The sequence below is a fragment of the Paraburkholderia sp. GAS206C genome, assembly GCF_050435645.1.
Classification (GTDB): domain Bacteria; phylum Pseudomonadota; class Gammaproteobacteria; order Burkholderiales; family Burkholderiaceae; genus Paraburkholderia; species Paraburkholderia phenazinium_B.
The window spans coordinates 72193-92774 of record NZ_JBNDKR010000010.1; the positions used below are offsets into that span (position 1 = coordinate 72193).

Genomic DNA, 20582 nt, shown 5'->3' on the forward strand with positions numbered 1-20582 from the left:
AGGCAAACGAGCAACGCAACTGCGCAGGGCAAGCGCGGAAGGCAGCCACCCAGGCCAACCGCGAAGGCCCCTGCGCAAGCAAACGAACCATCAGGCCGGTGACCCCACACCGGCCCAGCCCAATCAGATGGAGCAGTCCATGACTGACATGACCAAGCGAAGCGGACTGCAGGTAGCCGCGAATCTCGACCAGTTTATCGAACACGAAGCCCTGCCGGGCACCGGTGTAGACAGCGCCGCCTTCTGGGCGGGGTTCGACGCGCTGGTGCACGACCTCGCACCAAAGAACCGCGCCCTGCTGGCCGAGCGCGACCGCCTGCAAACCGAACTCGATCAATGGCATCGCGCCCATCCGGGCCCGGTGCGCGACCTGGCCGCTTACCGCAGTTTCCTCGAAAGCATCGGCTACCTCGTGCCGGTGCCGGCCCGCGTCAAGGCCACGACCGATCGCGTGGACACCGAGATCGCCGAACAGGCCGGCCCGCAGCTCGTGGTGCCGCTGTCGAACCAGCGCTACGCGTTGAACGCCGCCAATGCACGCTGGGGCAGCCTGTACGATGCGCTGTACGGCACCGACGCAATTCCCGAAACCGATGGCGCGGAAAAGCAGAAAGCCTTCAACCCGGTGCGCGGCGCTCGCGTGATCGCCCGCGCGCGTGCCTTCCTCGACGAAGCCGCCCCGCTCGCCCATGGCTCGCATGCGGACGCCACCCGCTATAGCATCGAAAACGGCCAGCTCGTCGTGGCATTGAAGAACGGCGCCACGGCGCTGAAGACGGCCGCGCAATTCATCGGCTATCAAGGCGAAGAGGCGGCGCCCTCCGCCATCCTGCTCAAGCACAACGGTCTGCACTTCGAAATCCAGATCGACGCCGAGGATTCGATCGGCAAGACCGACGCGGCCCACGTCAAGGACGTGCTGATGGAAGCGGCGGTGAGCACGATCATCGACTGCGAAGACTCGGTCGCGGCCGTCGATGCGGACGACAAGGTCCAGCTCTACCGCAACTGGCTCGGCCTGATGACCGGCGATCTGACCGAAGAGGTCACGAAGAACGGCAAGACCTTCACGCGCCGTCTGAACGCCGATCGCGTCTACACGGCAGCCAACGGCACGGCGCCGGTCGTGCTGCATGGCCGCTCGCTGCTGTTCATCCGCAATGTCGGTCACCTGATGACCAATCCGGCAGTGCTGACGAAAGAGGGCCACGAGATTCCGGAAGGCATTCTCGATGCGGTGATCACCACCCTGTGCGCACTGCACGACCGCAAGCACAGCCTGAATTCGCGCACCGGCTCGGTCTATATCGTCAAGCCGAAGATGCACGGCCCGGCTGAAGTCGCGTTTGCGAGCGAACTGTTCGCGCGCGTCGAAGATCTGCTCGGTCTCGAGCGCAACACGATCAAGATGGGCATCATGGACGAGGAACGCCGCACCAGCGTCAACCTCGCCGCATGTATCGCCCAGGCGTCAGCGCGCGTCGCGTTCATCAACACCGGCTTCCTCGACCGCACCGGCGACGAGATGCACACTGCCATGCAAGCCGGCCCGATGCTGCGCAAGGGCGACATGAAGTCGACTGCATGGATCACGGCCTACGAGCGCAGCAATGTGCTGGAAGGTCTCGCCGCGGGCCTGCGTGGCCGCGCGCAGATCGGCAAGGGTATGTGGGCGATGCCGGATCTGATGCACGCGATGCTCGAGCAGAAGATCGCGCATCCGAAAGCCGGCGCGAATACCGCATGGGTACCCTCGCCGACCGCCGCCACGCTGCACGCGCTGCACTATCACCAGGTGGACGTGCAGGCGGTGCAAAAGGAGCTGGAGAAGATCGATCTGGCGAGCGTGCGCAGCGAGCTGCTGGATGGCCTGCTGACGATTCCGGTGGTCGAAGCCGCGAAGTGGAATGCCGACGAGATCCGCCAGGAAGTCGAGAACAACGCGCAAGGCATTCTCGGCTATGTGGTGCGCTGGGTCGATCAGGGCGTCGGTTGCTCGAAGGTGCCAGACATTCACAATGTCGGCTTGATGGAAGACCGCGCGACGTTGCGCATTTCCAGTCAGCATATTGCGAACTGGCTGTACCACGGCGTGGTAACGCGTGAGCTCGTCGAAGAGACGTTCAAGCGCATGGCCAAGGTGGTCGACGAGCAGAACGCCGGCGATCCGTACTACAAGCCAATGGCGCCCAGCTTCGACACGATCGCGTTCAAGGCGGCACAGGCGCTTGTGTTCGAAGGACTCGAACAGCCGAGCGGCTACACGGAACCGTTGCTGCACAAGTTCCGGCTCGAGGTGAAGAAGGTCTGAGAAACGCGCCGGCGGCTTCTTCTATAGCCGGACCCTGAGCGAAACGAACGGGCGCCACGCATTTTGCGGCGCCCGTTTTTCATTGGTGTGCCCGCATTCAGCGTCGATCAGTTCTACCAGGATTTCGGCGAACCCACCGACGGCATCGCGCGCCCGTTCCCCGACGCTGCTTTCAGGCCGCGGCAGCTGTGAGATGGAGCGGCAAATAGGCCTGCAGATACTCTTCGAACTCAGCCCGCACTTCCGGATGGCGCAACGCGAACTCGACCGTCGCCTTCAGGTAACCGAGCTTGCTGCCGCAATCGAAACGCGTGCCGAAGTAACGGTATGCCAGCACCTGTTCTTCCGTGAGCAGCGACTGCACCGCGTCGGTCAACTGCAACTCGCCGCCAGCACCCGGCTTGAGCGCGCGGATATGCTTGAAGATGGTCGGCATCAGCACATAGCGGCCCACCACGCCGAGATTCGACGGCGCCTTGTCCGGTGCCGGCTTTTCGACAATGCCCGACAGCTTGATCACGTCCTCTTCCCACTCGCGGCCGTCGACCACGCCATATGAGCGGCTGTCCTCGCGCGCAATGGTTTCCACGCCGATCACCGAGCTGTGATAGTGGTTGAACACGTCGACGAGCTGCTTCATCACCGGTTGCGTGCTGTGCAGCAGGTCGTCGGCGAGAATCACGGCGAACGGGCTGTCGCCCACCAGTTTTTCCGCGCACAACACGGCGTGGCCGAGGCCAAGCGCCGTGGCCTGGCGCACATAGAAGCAATCGACATTGGCCGGTTTGATGCCGCGCACCAGTTCCAGCAGTTGCTCCTTGCCGCGCGCCTCGAGTTCTGCCTCAATCTCGTACGACTTGTCGAAATGGTCTTCAATGGCGCGCTTGCTGCGGCCTGTTACGAAGATCATCTCGGTGATGCCGGCCGCTATCGCCTCTTCCACTGCATACTGGATCAGCGGCTTGTCGACGATGGGCAGCATCTCCTTGGGACTTGCCTTGGTGGCCGGCAGGAACCGTGTCCCGAGACCTGCCACGGGAAACACGGCTTTGGTAACTTTCAGCATGGTATGCATTCCCACATCGGTTGATGAAAGTGTGCGGTTCGCCGGATGGGCGCCGAATAGAACTGATCGAAAGTGTCGTTAAAATCTAATTCGCGTTTCGTCAAAATTAAAGTAAATCGTGTGAAAAAATAATCTATAAGCCTTTATCGCACCGGGTGATTAACTTTGCACGTCAACGCAGGAAACAATTACGCCGGAACAGGCCGAATGCCGTAATTTTTACGGGCCGGTAACTGCCCGGCGCGCGGCGTCAGGCGGCGCCTTCCTCGTTTTCGTCCATTGGCGGCAAATTGCCGGGTTTCATCCGGAAGCGGCCGATCGGTTCATTGCGCAGCGCCTCCCGGTAAGCCGAAGCGGCGACAAGGATCAAAAGCACGGCAATGCCGGCGAGCAGATGCAGGTTCATGACTCCACCTCTGGTCAGAAGAATCAGGGCACCAAACTATCACGACAAAATCGGCAAATAATTCTGTGACCGCTGATTTGCCAGCGAATTACAAATCGAAACACATTTAATTTTTTTGCCACTGGATATGCCATTTTTTATTCATTTTTTTACCTCGGCGGTGTTCTAGCATGTGCATGCGGCGACTGGTGCGCATAGGGCGTCCTTTGAGCGGCCGATTTGCGCACGGGTTCGCGTTCGTATGAACCGCTGGCCGGTTTAGCCGTTTAGCCCCGTTTAGCCTCTTCCCTCGCCCGATAAAGGACCGCGCATGAGCGATTCAGCCTTCGATGCCAGTGGCGCATCCCTGCAGGCTTCCCTCCCCGCTTCCGCGTCCATCCCGGCTCGCCCGCTGCGCGATTCGCGCGTGGACAGCGCCGGCAAGGAACACGTCATCGATGCCATGCGCGGCTTTGCCGCCTTGCTGGTCGCCTATTTTCATTGCCGCCAGGTGGCCTGGGTCGGCATGGAAAGCTTTCACCGGACTGTCGGCCACGCGCTGGGTTTCAGTTCCATCGCGGCCTACCTGACGTTTCCGATCGCCTGGGGCTCGGCAGGCGTGCCGATTTTCTTCGTCATCAGCGGCTATTGCATTCATCGCGGCGGCGCGTTGCGTCTCGCGCAAAACCCGGTTTACCGGCTCGACACGGTCAATTTCTGGGCGCGCCGCTTTGCGCGGATCTACCCGGTGTTGCTGGCCGCGTTGCTGCTGACCTTCGCGCTCGACTGGTTCAGCTTCCAGTTGCCGCCCGTCAACCACAAGTTGCGCGAGATCGGCCTGCAGGCGTTTCTCGTCAACCTGTTCTCGCTGCAAGGCGTAGCGGGCAAGACGTATGGCTCGAACGGCGCGCTGTGGACGCTTTCGCTCGAGGTGCAGTTCTATGTCATTTATCCGCTGCTGTTCGCGCTGCGGCGCCGGATCGGCATGACGCCGGTGCTGGCGCTGGTCGCGCTCGTCAATATCGTATCGGCACTGGTGCTCGAGCGGCACGACCTGCAGTTCTTCACGTCGTACTGGTTCTCGTGGACACTCGGCGCCTGGATTGCCGATGCGCGGGCCCAGACGGGGGCCGCTGTGTCGCTCGACAAGCGGCCTGTCTCGAACTGGCTCTACGCGGTCGCGATGGGGTTCGTGGTGCTGGGCTGCGTCGCGTTTCACTTCGGCCAGTACGGTGCGTTCCAGTTCTGGGCGCTCGGTTTCGCTTTCTACCTGTACAGGGCACTGGATCGGCAACGCGCTGTGGATACGCCCATTACGCGCGTGCTGTCGCGGTTCGGCGACTTCAGTTTCTCGCTCTACCTGATTCACTTGCCGATTTTCGTGCTGCTGTCGTCGCTGCTTTACCGCTCGGCGCTGCAATTGTCGATCTGGCCGTCGTTCGGCTTCATGCTGGTGGCCGTGCCGGTTGCCTATGTGTTCTACCGTCTGGTCGAGCTGCCTGCGATGAGGTGGTCCGCGAGCCTCAAGCCGAAGAACAGGGGCAGTCGTGTTGCTACGCGGGCGGCGTGAAATCGGCAGTGGCAGCCGCCCGTGATTCAATAGTGGCGGCCGCCGCCTAAGCGATACAGCGCAGGCTGCCGGTTGACCTGGCCCGCAGTAACGGCCCGATAGACCAGGCAACAGCAAATCGTCGGAACGCGCATGACAGAAGGGCCGCAACGTTGCCGTTGCGGCCCGTCTGCTTCGTCGAGCTTCGTAGCCTCAACCTCTCGTCTTGCCTCCTGCCACGTCCTTCAGAATCCGTTCGACGCCATTCACATAAGCCTTGGTGCCGAAGCGTCCCAACGCTGTCTGGTAGCCGTTCGTGACGAGCCGTTCGCGCAGTCCGTTATTGCTGCGCAACTCGGCAAGCACATCGGCCAGCGCGTTTGCATCGCCGGGCGTGCACAGCACGCCATTCACACCATCCTCGACGATTTCCAGCACGCCGCCGGCCCGTGCCGCCACGACGGGGCGCTGCGCCAGCATCCCTTCCACGATCACGCGGCCGAACGGCTCCGGCGTGATCGACGTATGGGCGATGGCATCGACCGCACACATACAAGCGGCGATATCGTGCTGAAAGCCCAGAAAATGCACCCGCGCGCCCAGTCCGTGCTCCGCAACGAATGCACGCAACTCCGCCTCGTAAGCGTCTTCGCCAAACAGCGGCGCCCCTACCAGCACCGCATGCATGTGCGGATTGAGGACCATCGCTTCGAGCAGCACATGCTGGCCTTTCCAGCGCGCGAGACGGCTGAACGAGCCCACGAGGAACGCGTCCTGCGGCAGCTTCAGACGGGCACGCAGCGCCGCAACCGGCACGCCGCGCAGCGCGTCGAACGGTGCGGCCGAAATCCCGTTGAAGACCACGTCGATGCGCTTCTCATCGAAACGCGTCAACTCGGCAAACGCACGCGCTGACGCCGCTGAATTGGCAATCACATGCGCGAGACCCAGCTTCGCGCACCACTTGATGATGCTCAGTTGCTTGCCGCCAAAATGCTCGGGACTCACGATATCGCGCAGGTGCCACACCACCGGGCGCCGTGCGAGCCGCCCCGCGAGCGCGCCGATCACCATGGCGCGCTGCGTGTTCGCGTAGATCACATCGGCATGCTTCGCGCGAGCGACGGTGGCCTTCACTAGCCCAGCCACCCCTTTGATAGCACGTCCAAGCGGTGGCGTGCTGCCCTGCTTGCGCACCTCGCGCAGCGCACCGGAATCCAGTACCCGCACGTTCACGCCAGCCGCATCGAGCGCGGTGCGAAATGGCCCATCGTCGAACAGCACGACTTCGATTCGCGATTTCAGCGCCTTGACGATCTCGAGCAGCGACAACTCGGCACCGCCGAGCACGCCGCTCTGATCGAGCGCCAGTATCCGTGGCGTTTTCCCGGCAGCGACTTCAGCAGCCGGTGGCGCAACATACGGCTCGTAAGCCGGCATCGTCGCACCGTGCAGGGCCGGCACGGCAGCTCGCACATGTGCGAAGAAACGCGAGCGGAAATGCGCGGCGGAAAAACGCTCCGCATTGGCACGGCAATCGGCAGCGGAAAAACGGCTTGCATGCGCGTCGAAATCCTCGACTGCGGCGATGATCGACTCGGCGCGCCGATCTTCGAAGAACATGCCGGTGGGCCGCGAGTTCGACAGATCGCGTACGGTTTCGAGCGCCCCGCCCTTGCCGTACGCGATCACCGGCGTGCCGCAGGCCTGCGCTTCGACCACCGAAATGCCGAAGTCTTCCTCGGCAGCGAACACGAACGCCTTGGCCCGCTGCATCTTTTCCTGCAGCACCTTGAATGGCTGGTAGCCCATGATCTCGACGTTAGGCCCCGCCTTCGCGCGCACCTTCTGCATGTCGGGCCCGTCGCCGATCACGACGAGACGCCGCTCCGGCATCCGCGCAAACGCTTCGACGATCAGATCGATCTTCTTGTACGGCACCATCCGCGATGCGGTCAGATAGAAATCTTCCTTCTGCTCGTGCAGTACGAAAGCCTCCACGTCCACCGGCGGGAAGATCACAGCCGCGTCACGCTGATACACCTTGCGGATGCGCCGCGCGATGAATTGCGAGTTGGCGACAAAGGTGTCCACCGAATTCGATGTGCGGATATCCCAGTTGCGGATGTAGTGAAGAATCAGCCGAGCCAGCGCGGATTTAGGCCCGTTGGTCAGCTTCGATTGCTCCAGGTACTGATGCTGCAGATCCCACGCATAGCGGATCGGCGAATGCACGTAGCTGATATGCACCTGGTCCGGGCCGGTCAGCACGCCCTTCGCGACCGCATGGCTGCTCGAGATCACCACGTCGTAAGCCGACACGTCGAGCTGCTCGATCGCGATCGGCATCAACGGTAAATACGTGCGGTACTTCGTGCGCGCCTTCGGCAGCTTCTGGATAAACGAGGTCGTCACCGGCTTGCCGCGCAGGAAGCTGCGGTCCTCGAGGAAATCGACCACGCTGAACAGATCCGCATCCGGAAAGCACGCCACGATCTGTTCGAGCACACGCTCGGCACCCGCGTAGGTGACGAGCCAGTCGTGCACGATCGCCACGCGTACGTGGCTGTTCGCGCGCGGCACACGTCGAGGCGGCGCGTGCTGTGCGGGCGGTGTAGCGACTTCGGCCAGCGCGCTGCGCTGGGTGGGCCGTATGACGGCTTCCTCTAGGACGTCCTGGTTCATGCGCTTTTCCTCGGATTCAGTCGCAACAGCAGCGAACGCGCAAGATCGCGCAAGGCAGGCGTCGAGGTGATGGACCACGCCACATTGACAGCCGCCACTACGGTGCCGGCGACGATCGCCAGCGAGAGACTAGGCACGGCGCCCGCAAGCCACAGGCTTGCCAGCAAGAACGCGAGATGGGGGAGCATGTCGAGCACGATCGGCCGGGCACGAACCGCCGACAGCCACAGCAGTACGCCGTAGTCGAGCAGCGCGCGGCCACCTACGGCCACCGCCGCTCCCGTCAGACCGAAGTACTTGATGCCGAACCACAGGCCGGCGGCATAAACCGGCAATTCGAGCAGGCCGACGCGCGCCGCCACCGCCGGATTGACCTGCGACTGGATCATGATGCGGCTCACGTTGGCCTGGCCGACCAGCCATACCGTGACAATCAGGATGCGGCCCACAGGGGCGGCGATCGTGGCAATCTCATTGCCGACCCAGATATGCAGGAATGGGCCGAGCACGAAAATCGCGCCCAGCGCAATCGGCGTAAAGGCGCCGTTGAGAAACTCGAGCGACTGTTGCGCAATCTGGTCCGCGTGATCGCGGCCGACGGCGGACAGACGCGGAAACAACGTGCGCCCCAACGCGGTGGGCACGATATTCAGGCGCGTCACGAGGTTCTGCGGCACCGTGTAGAAGGTCACGAAGCGAGCGCCGAGGGCGGTGCCGAGAAACACCTTGTCGAGCGTATCGGCCACCATAAAAGCGACGCTCGTCACCAGCATCCAGCCGCCGAAATTGAACAGCCCCTTGGCCACACCGAGTTGCGGCGGCAGGATGCGCCGCAGATTGAGCACCTTCAAGGCAGAGCGTCCGAGCAACAACGCGGCGAACAGACGCGCCACCACCGCGGCGGCCAGTACGTTCTGCAGGCTCGGCCCCATCCACCACGCCACACCTAAAGGCAGCAGCTGAAACGCGAAGGTGCCGAGCGTCTGGTTGGTGTTGTAGACCCCAAAGCGTTCGGCGCCGTTGATCGCGCCGCCAAACACCCATGAGAGGTTGGCAATCGGAATCGCAATCGCGAGCCACGGCAGCGCCATGTAGACCTCGTGCTGCAATGCCGGCGAGACTTTGCTGAAATAGGCGGTGTAAAGAAATGCGCCGAAATAAATAATCAGGCCGCCGATAATTCCCGTCACCAGATTCAGCCAGGTGGCACTCCAGAACACGCGTGCGCACTCGTCCGAGTCTTTCGAAGCGAGCGCCTTCGAGATATGGTTTTGCGCCGCCATGCTCATGCCGAGATCGAGAATCGAGAAATAGCCGATCAAGGTCCACACGAGGGCAATCACGCCATAGCGCTCGACGCCCAGCAGCCGGATATACGACGGCACTGTCACGAGCGAAACGAAGGTCGGCAACACCAGGCCGAAAAAATTGATGCCTACGTTCTTGAGAATGCCTTTGTCCATCGGATGCCTTTTGATTCAGCGATGCAGCGTGCACCGCGATGCACGCGCCATAGAAAAGCCGCGCGATGCAAGCCCATGAAGTCTGCTTCGAGTAAAGCACGTTAAAAATGCGTGCCGTTCTCTATAAATCGACAGAAAAATAATTCGCCGCACGATGCATGTCATGCGTCGAAATGTGCAGCGCCGGAAAATAAATCAATCTGACATCAAGACGGCTTCCATCGGTACATCATCACCTTGCCGCGCGCGTCCTCTTCCACGAACACGAGGTATTCGCCGTTGCTGCGCCGGTAGGCGCTCACGCCGTTCGGCACGTCGACCCAGCCCGAGGCCTTGCCCACCTCCGGCCCCGGCCGGATCACGCCGACTTCCTTGCCGCTGTCCTTGTCGAACACATGCACGGCGCCTACCGGTTCGACCGCGAACACGTATTGCCCTTCCACGGTGAGCCCAATGATCGTTACGACCGGTTTGGCATGCGTTTCCCATGGCAGCGTGATCGAGTAACGCAGGACCGGCTTGCCGCTCGACCAGTTGTCGTAGCGCACCAGCACGCGGCCCACCTCTTTCCAGAAGGACCGGTCGACGGGCATGTCGGCCGTATAGCCGGTCACATAGAGCGAGTCGGTCTGCGGCACGTACACCGCGCGGCGCAGTTCGGTGAATGGCTGCGGTACCGGATAGGTGGTCATGTCCGAATAGGAGTAGACCGGATTGCCCTTCGCATCGAGGCCGCCGAAGTGCAGCCGGTCGATGCCCTTGACCACGCTCGTGCGCCAGATGTCGCCGTTGCTGTCGACCCACCAGCCCCAGCCGCCGACGAGTCGCGTGCCGCTCGTGTTCGGCGTGAACTCGTCACTGTCGAATTTGCCGTTACCGTTCGTGTCGCGCCACATCCACTCGCCCCCGGGCGGAGCGTTCGGCACGCCCGCGACGCCACGCTCGCGGCCCGCAATGAAGCCCGAAGGAATCGCCGTCTCGCCGTCGTGCGCAGCGTCGAAGCGGTAAATCTTCAGATGGTCCGCATACATGTCGGTCAGATAGAGAAACGTGTGTCCCTTCAGTTGCCGGGCGATCGGCAAACCGGGCCACATGTCGGTATGAAAGACCGGATCGTCCGGGTATTTGAAGCGATTCGACAGGAAACCTACGTATTTCCAGTCCTGTCCCGCAGGCTTCGACAGATCGAGTTGAAAGCGTTTGTTGCCGGTGTAGACGCTGTCCGGGCGCGCTGGGTCCATCCACGCGCCATCGACGAATAGCAGCCCCTGCACCTGCCAAAGCTGCTTGCCATCCGGCGCGTAACTTTCGAGCGTGGCGCCGAGGCCCGCGCCAAGCGGCGCGAAATGCGGGCCCATGCCGTTGGTGGACACATAAACGTTGCCGCGCGCGTCGACCCCGACGCCGGTCAGTCCGTTAAAGCGCTGTGGCCCGGGCTGTCCTGCCACACCTGCGAAGATGCCGCCGCGTTCGCCGAGCGTGCCCGATGCCACGTAACGCCCACCCTCCTTGCTGAAGAACAGCACCTGCTGACGCGGACCGTTGTCGGCGACGAGCACGCGGCCTTGTGCGTCGAGTGCGACGTCGACCGGCACCGAATCGGCCGGCAGCGGTAGTGTGTCGGAGAGAAGCTGGCCGCTCGCCGAGTAGTGCGCCACGTGTGGCGTGGCATCGGTGAGCGCGCCGCTTATCACCCACAGCGTGCCGTCAGCCGCGAGCGCCATGTGCCCCGGCTCATGTACGGTCCACTGCGCTTTGCGTTGCATCGATTCGGCGTCGTAGACTTCGACGCGGTTTTGCGTGGTGTTCGATACGTACAGCGTCGTGTCGTTGGCCGCGAGACCCTGGACGTCGGCGTTGGTGCCCGCGGGCACTTCGTTCACCACCAGAAAGCCTGCTGCCATTTGCGCGTGCGGGTCGGTCGCGCCATTGGGCAGCGTGGCCACCGGCTGAAACAGCGCGCTAAGCTTCGGATCTTCGATCTTGCGTCGCGAAATGCCGAACCACTGCTTGCCCTTTTGCGGCCAGATGCCCTGCCCGACCAGATGCCCCCTCTCGTTGCCAAGCGCAACAGCCATGAAGACATAGTGCTGGTTCACCGCAATCGCATTGCCGCCGCCTGCACCCCAGCCATGCGTGCCGCCGGCGAATCCAAGCATCTTGCCGTTCTGATAGGTACTCGCCTCGGCGCCGCTCTCGTCCCATGGAGCGTTGGTGTAGACCTTGCCGTCCGGCGACACCGCGATCGCCGTGATATTGATCTGTGTCCACGTGCCGTCGCCAAAACCGAAGGTATTGCCGATCCAGGAGGTCTTCGCGTTCAGCGCCGTTTCGGCTGAGGCAACGCAAGCTGCAAAAGAAAGCCAGACAACCAGCAGTTTCGCGAAGCTGAGACGAGCCAAGGTGTTCCTCCAGTCAAGGGTTACCGGGCCACATTACCTGCTAACCGCGCCGTGAAGAAATTCGAAAATAATTCAAAAATATTCACTGGAATGCGGTAAATAAAGGCAAATAAAGATTTGAACTTTTGAAAGCATCATTCTGGTTTTTCAATCCGCCGGTTCTTTTCATTCCCGTTTTTTCATCAATTTCTTTTCCTTAGAATGAATCCCACTTCCGTGGCCTGCGCCGTTCGCAGCTGAATCAGGCCGGCAACGCAATGCCCATGCCGCGAACGAGTTCGCCTCACGCCCACCCGATGCCCACCATGGACGGTTCATGACAGTTAGCACCCTGGCTGCCCCGCCTTCTCCTTCTCACTCGCGCCGCATCCTGCAGCTCGACGGCCTGCGCGCGATCGCCGTGCTGGCGGTGTTCGCGCAGCACGCGCTAAAGGCGCCGCTGTGGATGGGCGTCGATCTGTTTTTTGTCCTGAGCGGCTTTCTGATCACCGGCATCCTGCTGGATCGTAAAGCGCGCGGGCAATCGTATTTCGGCTATTTCTATGCTCGCCGCGCGCGCCGCATTCTGCCGCCGTATCTGCTGCTGATGGTGGTGTCCTCATTGCTGTTCGGCTTCGGCTGGGCGAAGCATTGGGAGTGGTACGCATTCTTTGCCACCAACATCGGCGATGCGCTCGGCCAGAGCGGTCATGACAGCCTGAACGTGCTGTGGTCGCTCGCCGTCGAAGAGCAGTTCTACATTGTCTGGCCCTTCGTGATCCTGTTGCTGCCCGAACGCGCCCTTGCGTGGGTCGCCGCTGCGTTGATCGTTGCCGTGCCGGTGCTGCGTGCCGTGGCGACGCCGTGGTTCGATTCGTTCTGGCCGATCTATTACCTCACACCGTTCCGCATGGATCTGCTGGCGGCCGGCGCGCTGCTGGCGGTGGCCGTGCGGCGCAACCCCAACGCATTGCAACCGTTCCGGCCGCTCGCCATGCTCGGCTTCTTCGCTGCGCTGGCCGTGCTGGCGTGGCTACATATTCACTATCCGCGCTTTCGCGCCGAAAACACGCCGCTTTCGAATGCGGCGCTCTACAGCGTTTCGTTGGTCCTGTGCACATCGGTCGTTGTCATCGCCTTGCAAAGCCAGGGCATCGTCAGGCGCCTCCTGTGCAATCCGGTGCTGGTCTACATCGGCACGATCAGCTACACGATCTATCTGATCCACCTGAGCATCCTGTACACGCTGTGGCCGTTGCATATGAGCCGTTATGTCACCGCCGCGCTTGCGCTGGCTATCACGCTCGCCTATGCCAGCGTGACGTGGTTCGCTTTCGAGCGGCGTCTGATTCATGGTCCGGCCTCTCGTGCGCAGCGCGCCGGGGCTACGTTGGGCAGCGCGTCGCGAGCGCCGCAGTCGCGCGCATGAAGTTCCTCGGCAAACTTCGCGGCGCCGCGGGCGCCCTGCTGATGGCTGCGGCATGCGGCCAGGCCAGTGCGGACGGAGCGCCGATGCAGCGCGCGAACGAGCCGCCTCGTGCCGGGACGTCTGCACAGGTCGTGGTCGAAGCCTACGGCGATTCGACCACGCTCGGCATCTCCTGCAGCGAGGGCCATTGCTTCCCTCGCCCACAGAACGCGGTGGCTTATCTGCAGGATGCCTTGCATGCCAGCTTCGGCGAACGCGTGAGTGTCGTCAATCTCGGCGTGGGCGGCACGATGGCCTACCAGTTGCGCGACGGCATGGGCCGCGGCGTGCCGCCGTGGGCACAACGGCTTGCGGCGTCCAACGCGCAGATCGTCACGATCAACTACGGCATCAACGAGGTGATGCATAACCAGACGCCCGAACAGTTCTACGAAGCGGAAACCGCGCTGGTGAAAACCGCGCTCGCGCTTGGCAAACAGCCTGTGTTGCAGACGTCGAATCCGATGCCCGATGGCCGGCTCAATGCCCGCCTTGGTGCGATGGTGGCGATGACCCGCCGGGTCGCGGCCGAGCAGCACGTGCCGCTCGTCGATCAGTACGCGTACATCGAGGCGTTGCCGGGCTGGCAAACCATGATGTCCGACGGTGCGCATCCGAAGCCTGAGTTGTACCGGCTGAAAGCCGAACAGGACTTTCGCGTAGTCGATCCGCTGGTGCAGCGGTTACTGGCCGGCTCGTCGTAGCAGATAGCGCCATCACCTGATCTTCCGATTTTTTTTAACTGCTTCCAGGGCGACCCATGAGCAACCAACGCAAAGCGATTATCACCGGCGTGTCCGGTCAGGACGGCGCGTATCTGACGAAACTGCTGCTCGACAAGGGCTATCAGGTCACCGGCACGTATCGGCGCACCAGTTCCGTCAATTTCTGGCGGATGAACGAGCTGGGCGTTTCCGGGCATCCTAACCTGCGGCTCGTCGAGCATGACCTGACCGACCTTGGGTCGACGCTGCGGCTGCTTGAAGAGGCGCAGGCCGATGAGCTTTATAACCTTGCTGCGCAGAGCTTTGTTGGGGTGTCGTTCGATCAGCCGGTTACTACGGCCGAGGTGACGGGTATCGGAGCGCTGAATCTGCTTGAGGGGCTTCGCATTCTGAGTCCGAAGACGCGCTACTACCAGGCCTCGACCTCCGAAATGTTCGGCAAGGTGCAGGCGGTGCCGCAGCGCGAAGATACGCCGTTTTACCCGCGTAGTCCTTATGGCGTCGCCAAGCTGTTTGCTCACTGGATGACGATCAATTATCGCGAGTCGTATGGGATTTTTGCCAGTAGCGGGATTCTGTTCAATCACGAGTCGCCGTTGCGTGGGCGCGAGTTCGTAACCCGGAAGATCACCGACACGGTGGCCAAGATCAAGCTTGGCAAGCAGGATTCGCTCGAGCTCGGCAATCTCGATGCCAAGCGGGATTGGGGATTTGCGCTCGAATACGTCGAGGGGATGTGGCGGATGCTGCAGGCCGATGAGCCCGATACTTTTGTGCTTGCGACCAATCGGACCGAGACTGTACGTGACTTCGTGAGAATGGCATTCGCGGCGGCCGGGTATCAGATCGAATGGTCTGGGAAGGAACAGAGGGAAGTCGGCATTGATGTCGCCACCGGCAAGACCCTCATTCGCGTGAATCCCAGATTTTATCGGCCTGCCGAAGTGGATCTTCTCATCGGGTGTGCGGACAAGGCCAAAGCTAAGCTTGGGTGGGAACCGCAGACCGAACTCGAGCAGCTCTGCAAGATGATGGTGGCTGCCGATCTTACGCGCAACGAGGCGCATGAGACGTTTTAGCGTTGCTGCTTTTCGCTCGCGCGGTGGTGTTTGAGGAGGCGCCGCGCGAGCTTTTGTTCGGCTTTAATCCTTCATTCGATGCTGACGTGAAAGACGGTCGCATGGACGTCCTTCAAAAAGGCCCGGTGCCCCAGACCTCCCTTAGGTACCGGCCGATAGGCTCCGGACGCGAGCAACTGGACGACGGTGCCCGCTCGACTGACCCGCGCCGTCGCAGCGCTGTAGAGATTGGCTCGGCGTAGCAGGCGCTCTCCAAGTTTCCGGTAGTAATCCGTTGCAATAGCGGCCCGCTGCCGAATCTGTGCGGGCGCTTCCTGCAACACGTGGCGCAGTTTGTCCGCTCGCGCCAGGGCCGACGTCCCCATCCTGCGATAGTGCGTCTGCCCAGCCGCCTTGGCCATGGCGACTTTCTCCCCCATGTCCCTGTCAGGCGAAATACCGCAGCTATTAGCGTCGTGTTGACGATAAAGCGCGAGCTGGTCCTCCAACGCCACCATTTTTCCCAACGACGTCGCGACAAACCAGGCCCATGTATCGTGCGACATCGGAAATCCTGGATCGACGGGATGCTCGGGCCGATCGTGCCAGTCGACGTACTCGTAGATGGAGCGTCGAACGACGGTCGACATGCCGAAAAGCACGTACCAGGGATTCGTCGTCAACGGGTCGTAGACACCGCGGTGCGACCAGTGGCTCGCGGTGTTGTCCGGGCGGACATTGAGATCGGCATCAACCACCTTCACGGCGTGAACCACCAGCATCACTTCAGGGTCCACGAACTCTTTGGCTACCCGCTCCAGCTTGTCGTCCGTCCATACGTCGTCCTGATCGCAGAACGCGATGAAATCGCCACGACATAGCGATATCGCCTTGAAGAAATTCTCGTGAAATCCCAAACGCTGTTCGTTGCGCACTATGCGGACCGGGAACGACACGCGGCGCGAAAACTCGACCACGATGTCGTGCGTTCCACTGTCCGGGCTGTCGTCGGTGATGACCAGCTCGAACGGGGGCAGCGTCTGCCGGGCGATACTGTCCAGCTGCTCACGGATAAAGCGCTCGCCTTCATAGGCGGCCATCGCAATCGAAATTTTCATGGCAGTCCGTGTCGATTAGAGAACCGTTTCCGTGCGCGATTCTTCGCGGGCGGACCGGGTCGTGGGCGCATCTGGCTGTCGCCCAGCGCGAGATGAGAGCATCGATCTGGAAATCAGCATCAGATGATAGTAGAGCCGCGCATTGAGGCCGTAGTTATACGCGGATAGATGCCTGAACGCGATTCGCAGTGCCTTGAACGGCGCGGCATTCTTCGCATAGACCGACACGACGATCGGTACGAGCCGGCGCAACGCGACAGTGCGGGCGGGTTCAACCTGGCGCTCAAGCGTCAGACTGCTGACGAACGCATAGGCGGAAACCGGTGCCGCATTGGTCGAACCGCGCGTGCTCGCCGAGATTGAAACGTCGGTCTTGCGGTAGTACGACACGTATTCGTTCAGGTAGTAGATCTGCTTCGCAGCCAGACAGAGTTCGACGCCGAAGACAAAGTCGCAGCACGTCCCGTACTGTTCCTTATAACTGACCCGCTTCACGAGTTCTGCGTTCGCGAGCCAGCCGTTGTTCGGGAACATCTGGATCAGACCCGTGCGGCCGGGCACTTTCTGCGGTCCCTCGGTGCTTTTCGTTCTGTGAAAATCAGCGTTGAGTTTTGCGCTGACCGCACCATCGACGTGCCCCGCGTGATCCACTTCGTACTGGTCGGCGAAGGCGACATCCAGACCGGGATGACTGTCCCATAGTGAAACCAGCCGCTCGACACCGTCTTCGGCAAGGTAATCGTCGTCGTGGATCAGCAGGATCTTGTCGCCGCTCGCGCGCGCGAACAGGCTGGCGACATTGCGCGCCTGGCCGAGCGACGGTTCGTTTTTCACGTAGCGAATGCGCGGGTCATGCTGGTATTGCGCTGCCATCAGCCGCTGGGTCCGGTCGTCCTTCGAATCGTCGCCAATCACGATCTCGATGTTGGCGTGCGTCTGCGCGAGGCACGAGTCGATGCATTGGACGATCAGCTCCGGGCGATTGCATGTCGGCAGGCAGATAGAAACTTTAAAAGGGCGCGTCATGGCTTCACCTTGATTATGAGCGGAGGCACAGCGGCCGGTTCGCTCTGCGTATGCGTTCACACACGGCGGGTATCTAGCAAAATAGGCTAAAAAAAACCTGAAAAATAGGCTCAATAAATCTAAAAACCTTAGGCAATCCGGGGAATGCGAGTTTCACAATGACATTCGCCCCGGCATACCGGTCAGGGCGTCCATCGGTGAACAATGATGCTGGAGGCGTTGTAGTTATCTTTCGTGACCACATACTCGCCCGAGGACGTGAGATAGGCTCTCAGCCCATACATTGAATCCACGTCGTTGCCGACGTACACCGCAGTTGGGTTCGCGTTGATCAGTGTCGTATCGAGGTGCCCTGTGGTGAGATTGAAGGCGTCGATGTTGGGTACGGTGTGCACGTAGCCGACGAAGAGATAGTTGCCGGCCGCTGTCATCGACTTCGGATTGACGCTGGTCAGGGTGATCACCGGGTTGGGCGTGGTGGTATTGCCGGCGCTCCAGCCGTGATACACCTCGATCCGCGATTGCATCGCCGTCCAGTCCGCGCTCCCGGGGATGCCCTGTGCGAGGATCATGGTGTCGCTATCCGCCAGGTAGATGATGCGTGTCAATGGCCGGATGCTCTCCGGAATGGAGATGGTGACGGCTGGCCCCCAAGTCGGCTTTCCTTCACCATCGAAGCCGGTCAGCGGGTAGTGGTAAATGTGGTTCGTCCGGTCCAGACCGGCCCACACGTCTCCCCTGCTGTCGATGCAGAATCCGGCGGTCACCGCTAATGTCGTGTTGAACGCAGGACCGGGAAGCGCTGCGTCCGGTATGGCAATGTAGCCGTTCGCTGCGTTGAAATGAAAGAAGTAGAAGGCGGCGGGATTCTGGCCGGACGCCACCAGAATGCGATTTCCGCCGACAGTGACGAGTTGACCGAAGTGTTCGTCGCGCTCCGTATCCTGCATGTTCAGGCGCGGATCGGACGGATAGTCGAACGGATCCACGGTGTTCGCAACGAAGGTGCCGCCAGCCGTGCCCGTGTAGATATTGGTGCCGCTATAGAAGTTGGCGCCATCCGTGGAGGGGTCCGGCGCAGCGACGCCTTCGAAGTTAAGCGACTGAAGCTTCCACTGCAGGTTGCCGGCACTGTTGTAGGCGTGAATGTCGGTGCCGCCATTGCGCCCCATGTCCCAGCTTCCACCCCACGGATTGTTGAGCACATAAAGATTGCCGGCCGAGTCTTTGCCGATGCCGACGATGCGGGTGAAACGCTTGTCGCCGACCTGACCTTTGACCCCCTGGGTAGCGTCGAGATAACCGCCCTGAATGCCGAACGTGCCGGCCAGTGTCGGCGTGCCCGAGATGTTGTAGAGCTTGATGTTCATGTCGGGCCCTTCGTCGCCCACCATGAGTTGCCCGGACGAAGCGTCGTAATACAGCGCCGACGGTTGCGAGCCGGCGGGCATCTGGATAGTGTTAAGCGGCGCGCCAGCCGGAGTGAATTCGACAATCGTGCCCGCGCTCTTCTGGGCTACCCAGATATTTCCCGCGCCATCCAGCGCGAGAGCACCGGGACTCGAGACGGCGATGTCACGCTGCAAGACGCCATCGGTGGTGTAGACCCGGACGCGATTGTCAAAAAAGTCGCTCGCATAGAGCAGCGAGCCCGCCGTTGCGAGTCCCGTAATGACATCGGCCTTGCTGACGGCATTCCACACGCTGACGTCAATAACAAGATCGCGTGTCTTGGTGATGCGGTTGTATCTCCCCACCGCAGCGCTGCCGTAAGGGGTACCGCCCTGCAACGCCGCGAAGATCGAGGTGGCATTGCCGGTAATCGCGCCTCCCTGAAAATCGTTGTGAAGGCCGATGGAACCGAGGCTGGCGCCGTTCTGGTAGATCGCCACGCCGCCCTCGTCCTCATCCCAGAACGAAGCGGTATAGATGACGCCTTCGGGTGCGACCCACATCGAGCGCGCGGTGTTACCCACATGGGTGGCATCGGTCCCATACGTATTCGCCAGCCAGTCGGTGGTGTATTGCGCCCAACACGCGGGCGCGATCACGACGAGCAGCAGACCAAGGAATACAGCATGGATTCGCTTCCAGACCATGTGGTGTTCTCCTGAGACCCAGCCTGGCCGAACCGTCAATGCGTCTCACCCGAAGCAATCGCCTCGCTATAGACCGCGGCCACCCGCTTCGCGATCACCGAGTTGTCGAAGTTGGCCCGCGCATAGTCCCGGCAGGCCTGCGCATCCGGCAGCTTCAGACTGCCATCGAGCGCGGCTCCCAGGCCTTCTGCAATCGCCTCTGCGCCAGTCGCCCGCAGCACCAGATTCGGCGACAACCCTGCTACGGCTTCCGGCAAGCCGCCCACCGGCGTCACCAGCACGGGTGTGCCGGAGGCGAGCGACTCCACCGTAATCAGTCCAAATCCCTCCAGCGCCACGGTCGGCACCACACTGATCGTGGCCGCGCGATACAGCGCCGCCAGATGCTGATCCGGCACGAAGCCGAGCAACTTGACGTTGTCGTCCAACCCGGCCTCGCTGATGCGCGTCTGCAACTCCTCCTGCAATCGCCCCTTCCCCGCGATCAGCAACAGCACGTCGGGCACCCGTTTCTTCAGTAGCTTCACTGCATCGATCAGATCCTCCAGCCCCATGCGCCGCACCAGACGGCGCACGGCCAGCACGATAGGGCGGCCTTGCGGCAACTGCAGTTTCAGCCGCGCCTCGCCCGGTGTGATCGGCAAATTGAACTGGTCCACATTCACGCAGCCCGGTACCACGCGTACCCGCTCCGGGGAAATTCCATAGCGCGACGTCAGTATCTTGCCGAAGGCGTCGGACAGCACGATCAGACGCGACGAACGCGCATACACCGACTGCTCCAGATAACGCTTGGCGCGCTGACCGAACGAGTCCGCTCCTTCGACGTGGCTCTCGTCCGCCCACGGCCCCTGGAAATGCGACACCTGCGGGATGCCGCGCGTCACATCGAGACCCGGAAAGGTATAGAGCGCAAAGTGCGAGGAAATCACGTCGGGGCGTTGCCGCGTAATCTCACGGCGCAAGGCGCGGCGTGCTGCCATCAGGCGCATCGGCAACGATTGGGCCGCGGAGCCGAAACCCTGGATCGCGCCGTCCGTGTCCGCCGCGACGCGCGCCGAACCGGCGACCACGCCACGCACCGCCACGCCGGCACCCGGCAATGCGCCCACCAGCGAGTAGTACATGCGGTCGAGTCCGCCAGCACGCTCCGGGAACCAGTGCATGCCGATCTGCAACGATTTGATGGAACTGGCTTTCATGACGGGCTCTCTCGTGTGGCGTGAAATTTCGGTTGAAGCAGTCGCG

General features: G+C 61.6%; 14 protein-coding genes. 5 read left to right on the forward strand and 9 right to left on the reverse strand.

Annotated features, from left to right (window positions below; all coding sequences use genetic code 11):
• Nucleotides 1-139: 139 nt before the first annotated feature.
• Nucleotides 140-2311, forward strand: coding sequence for a malate synthase G (locus tag P3T20_RS27075; protein WP_429288361.1), 2172 nt, complete (start codon nt 140-142; stop codon nt 2309-2311).
• 172 nt (nt 2312-2483) lie between these two features.
• Here the strand turns inward: P3T20_RS27075 and galU are convergent, their stop codons facing one another.
• Together galU and P3T20_RS27085 are read right to left on the reverse strand one after the other, a co-directional pair.
• Nucleotides 2484-3377, reverse strand: a complete 894-nt coding sequence (gene galU, locus P3T20_RS27080) for a UTP--glucose-1-phosphate uridylyltransferase GalU (RefSeq protein ID WP_074266076.1) — start codon at nt 3375-3377, stop codon at nt 2484-2486.
• A gap of 250 nt (nt 3378-3627) precedes the next feature.
• Entirely contained in the window at nt 3628-3783 is a 156-nt protein-coding gene (locus P3T20_RS27085; protein WP_167379387.1) for a hypothetical protein, read from the reverse strand.
• Nucleotides 3784-4093: 310 nt separating this feature from the next.
• Between P3T20_RS27085 and P3T20_RS27090 the strand changes: the two genes are divergently transcribed.
• Nucleotides 4094-5332 (forward strand): acyltransferase family protein, encoded by a 1239-nt coding sequence (locus P3T20_RS27090; RefSeq protein WP_429288362.1) that lies wholly within the window; start codon nt 4094-4096, stop codon nt 5330-5332.
• A gap of 192 nt (nt 5333-5524) precedes the next feature.
• Here the strand turns inward: P3T20_RS27090 and P3T20_RS27095 are convergent, their stop codons facing one another.
• The 3 genes from P3T20_RS27095 to P3T20_RS27105 all read right to left on the reverse strand — a co-directional run bounded on the left by P3T20_RS27095 (nt 5525) and on the right by P3T20_RS27105 (nt 11837).
• A complete protein-coding gene (locus P3T20_RS27095) occupies nt 5525-7996 on the reverse strand; it encodes a glycosyltransferase family 4 protein (protein WP_429288363.1) in 2472 nt (823 codons plus the stop codon).
• Nucleotides 7993-9459: a flippase gene (locus tag P3T20_RS27100; protein WP_074264631.1), complete on the reverse strand. Its 1467-nt coding sequence runs from the start codon at nt 9457-9459 to the stop codon at nt 7993-7995. The genes P3T20_RS27095 and P3T20_RS27100 overlap by 4 nt, the downstream gene beginning before the upstream one ends.
• A gap of 206 nt (nt 9460-9665) precedes the next feature.
• Entirely contained in the window at nt 9666-11837 is a 2172-nt protein-coding gene (locus P3T20_RS27105) for a hypothetical protein (protein ID WP_429288497.1), read from the reverse strand.
• A gap of 340 nt (nt 11838-12177) precedes the next feature.
• Between P3T20_RS27105 and P3T20_RS27110 the strand changes: the two genes are divergently transcribed.
• Genes P3T20_RS27110 through gmd form a run of 3 tightly spaced genes read left to right on the forward strand, consistent with a single transcriptional unit; the run spans nt 12178 to nt 15112 of the window.
• Nucleotides 12178-13269, forward strand: a complete 1092-nt coding sequence (locus tag P3T20_RS27110; RefSeq protein ID WP_429288364.1) for an acyltransferase family protein — start codon at nt 12178-12180, stop codon at nt 13267-13269.
• Nucleotides 13266-14012, forward strand: a complete 747-nt coding sequence (locus P3T20_RS27115) for an SGNH/GDSL hydrolase family protein (protein WP_429288365.1) — start codon at nt 13266-13268, stop codon at nt 14010-14012. The genes P3T20_RS27110 and P3T20_RS27115 overlap by 4 nt, the downstream gene beginning before the upstream one ends.
• A gap of 56 nt (nt 14013-14068) precedes the next feature.
• Nucleotides 14069-15112: a GDP-mannose 4,6-dehydratase gene (gmd, locus tag P3T20_RS27120; protein WP_429288366.1), complete on the forward strand. Its 1044-nt coding sequence runs from the start codon at nt 14069-14071 to the stop codon at nt 15110-15112.
• Between the two features lie 71 nt (nt 15113-15183).
• Here the strand turns inward: gmd and P3T20_RS27125 are convergent, their stop codons facing one another.
• From P3T20_RS27125 to P3T20_RS27140, 4 genes are all read right to left on the reverse strand, one after another.
• Nucleotides 15184-16209, reverse strand: a complete 1026-nt coding sequence (locus tag P3T20_RS27125) for a glycosyltransferase (RefSeq protein ID WP_429288367.1) — start codon at nt 16207-16209, stop codon at nt 15184-15186.
• A 15-nt stretch (nt 16210-16224) separates the two neighbouring features.
• Nucleotides 16225-17235, reverse strand: a complete 1011-nt coding sequence (locus P3T20_RS27130; RefSeq protein WP_429288368.1) for a glycosyltransferase family 2 protein — start codon at nt 17233-17235, stop codon at nt 16225-16227.
• Nucleotides 17236-17417: 182 nt separating this feature from the next.
• Nucleotides 17418-19334: an SMP-30/gluconolactonase/LRE family protein gene (locus P3T20_RS27135; RefSeq protein ID WP_429288369.1), complete on the reverse strand. Its 1917-nt coding sequence runs from the start codon at nt 19332-19334 to the stop codon at nt 17418-17420.
• 35 nt (nt 19335-19369) lie between these two features.
• Nucleotides 19370-20536, reverse strand: coding sequence for a glycosyltransferase family 4 protein (locus P3T20_RS27140; RefSeq protein WP_429288370.1), 1167 nt, complete (start codon nt 20534-20536; stop codon nt 19370-19372).
• Between the last annotated feature and the right edge of the window lie 46 nt (nt 20537-20582).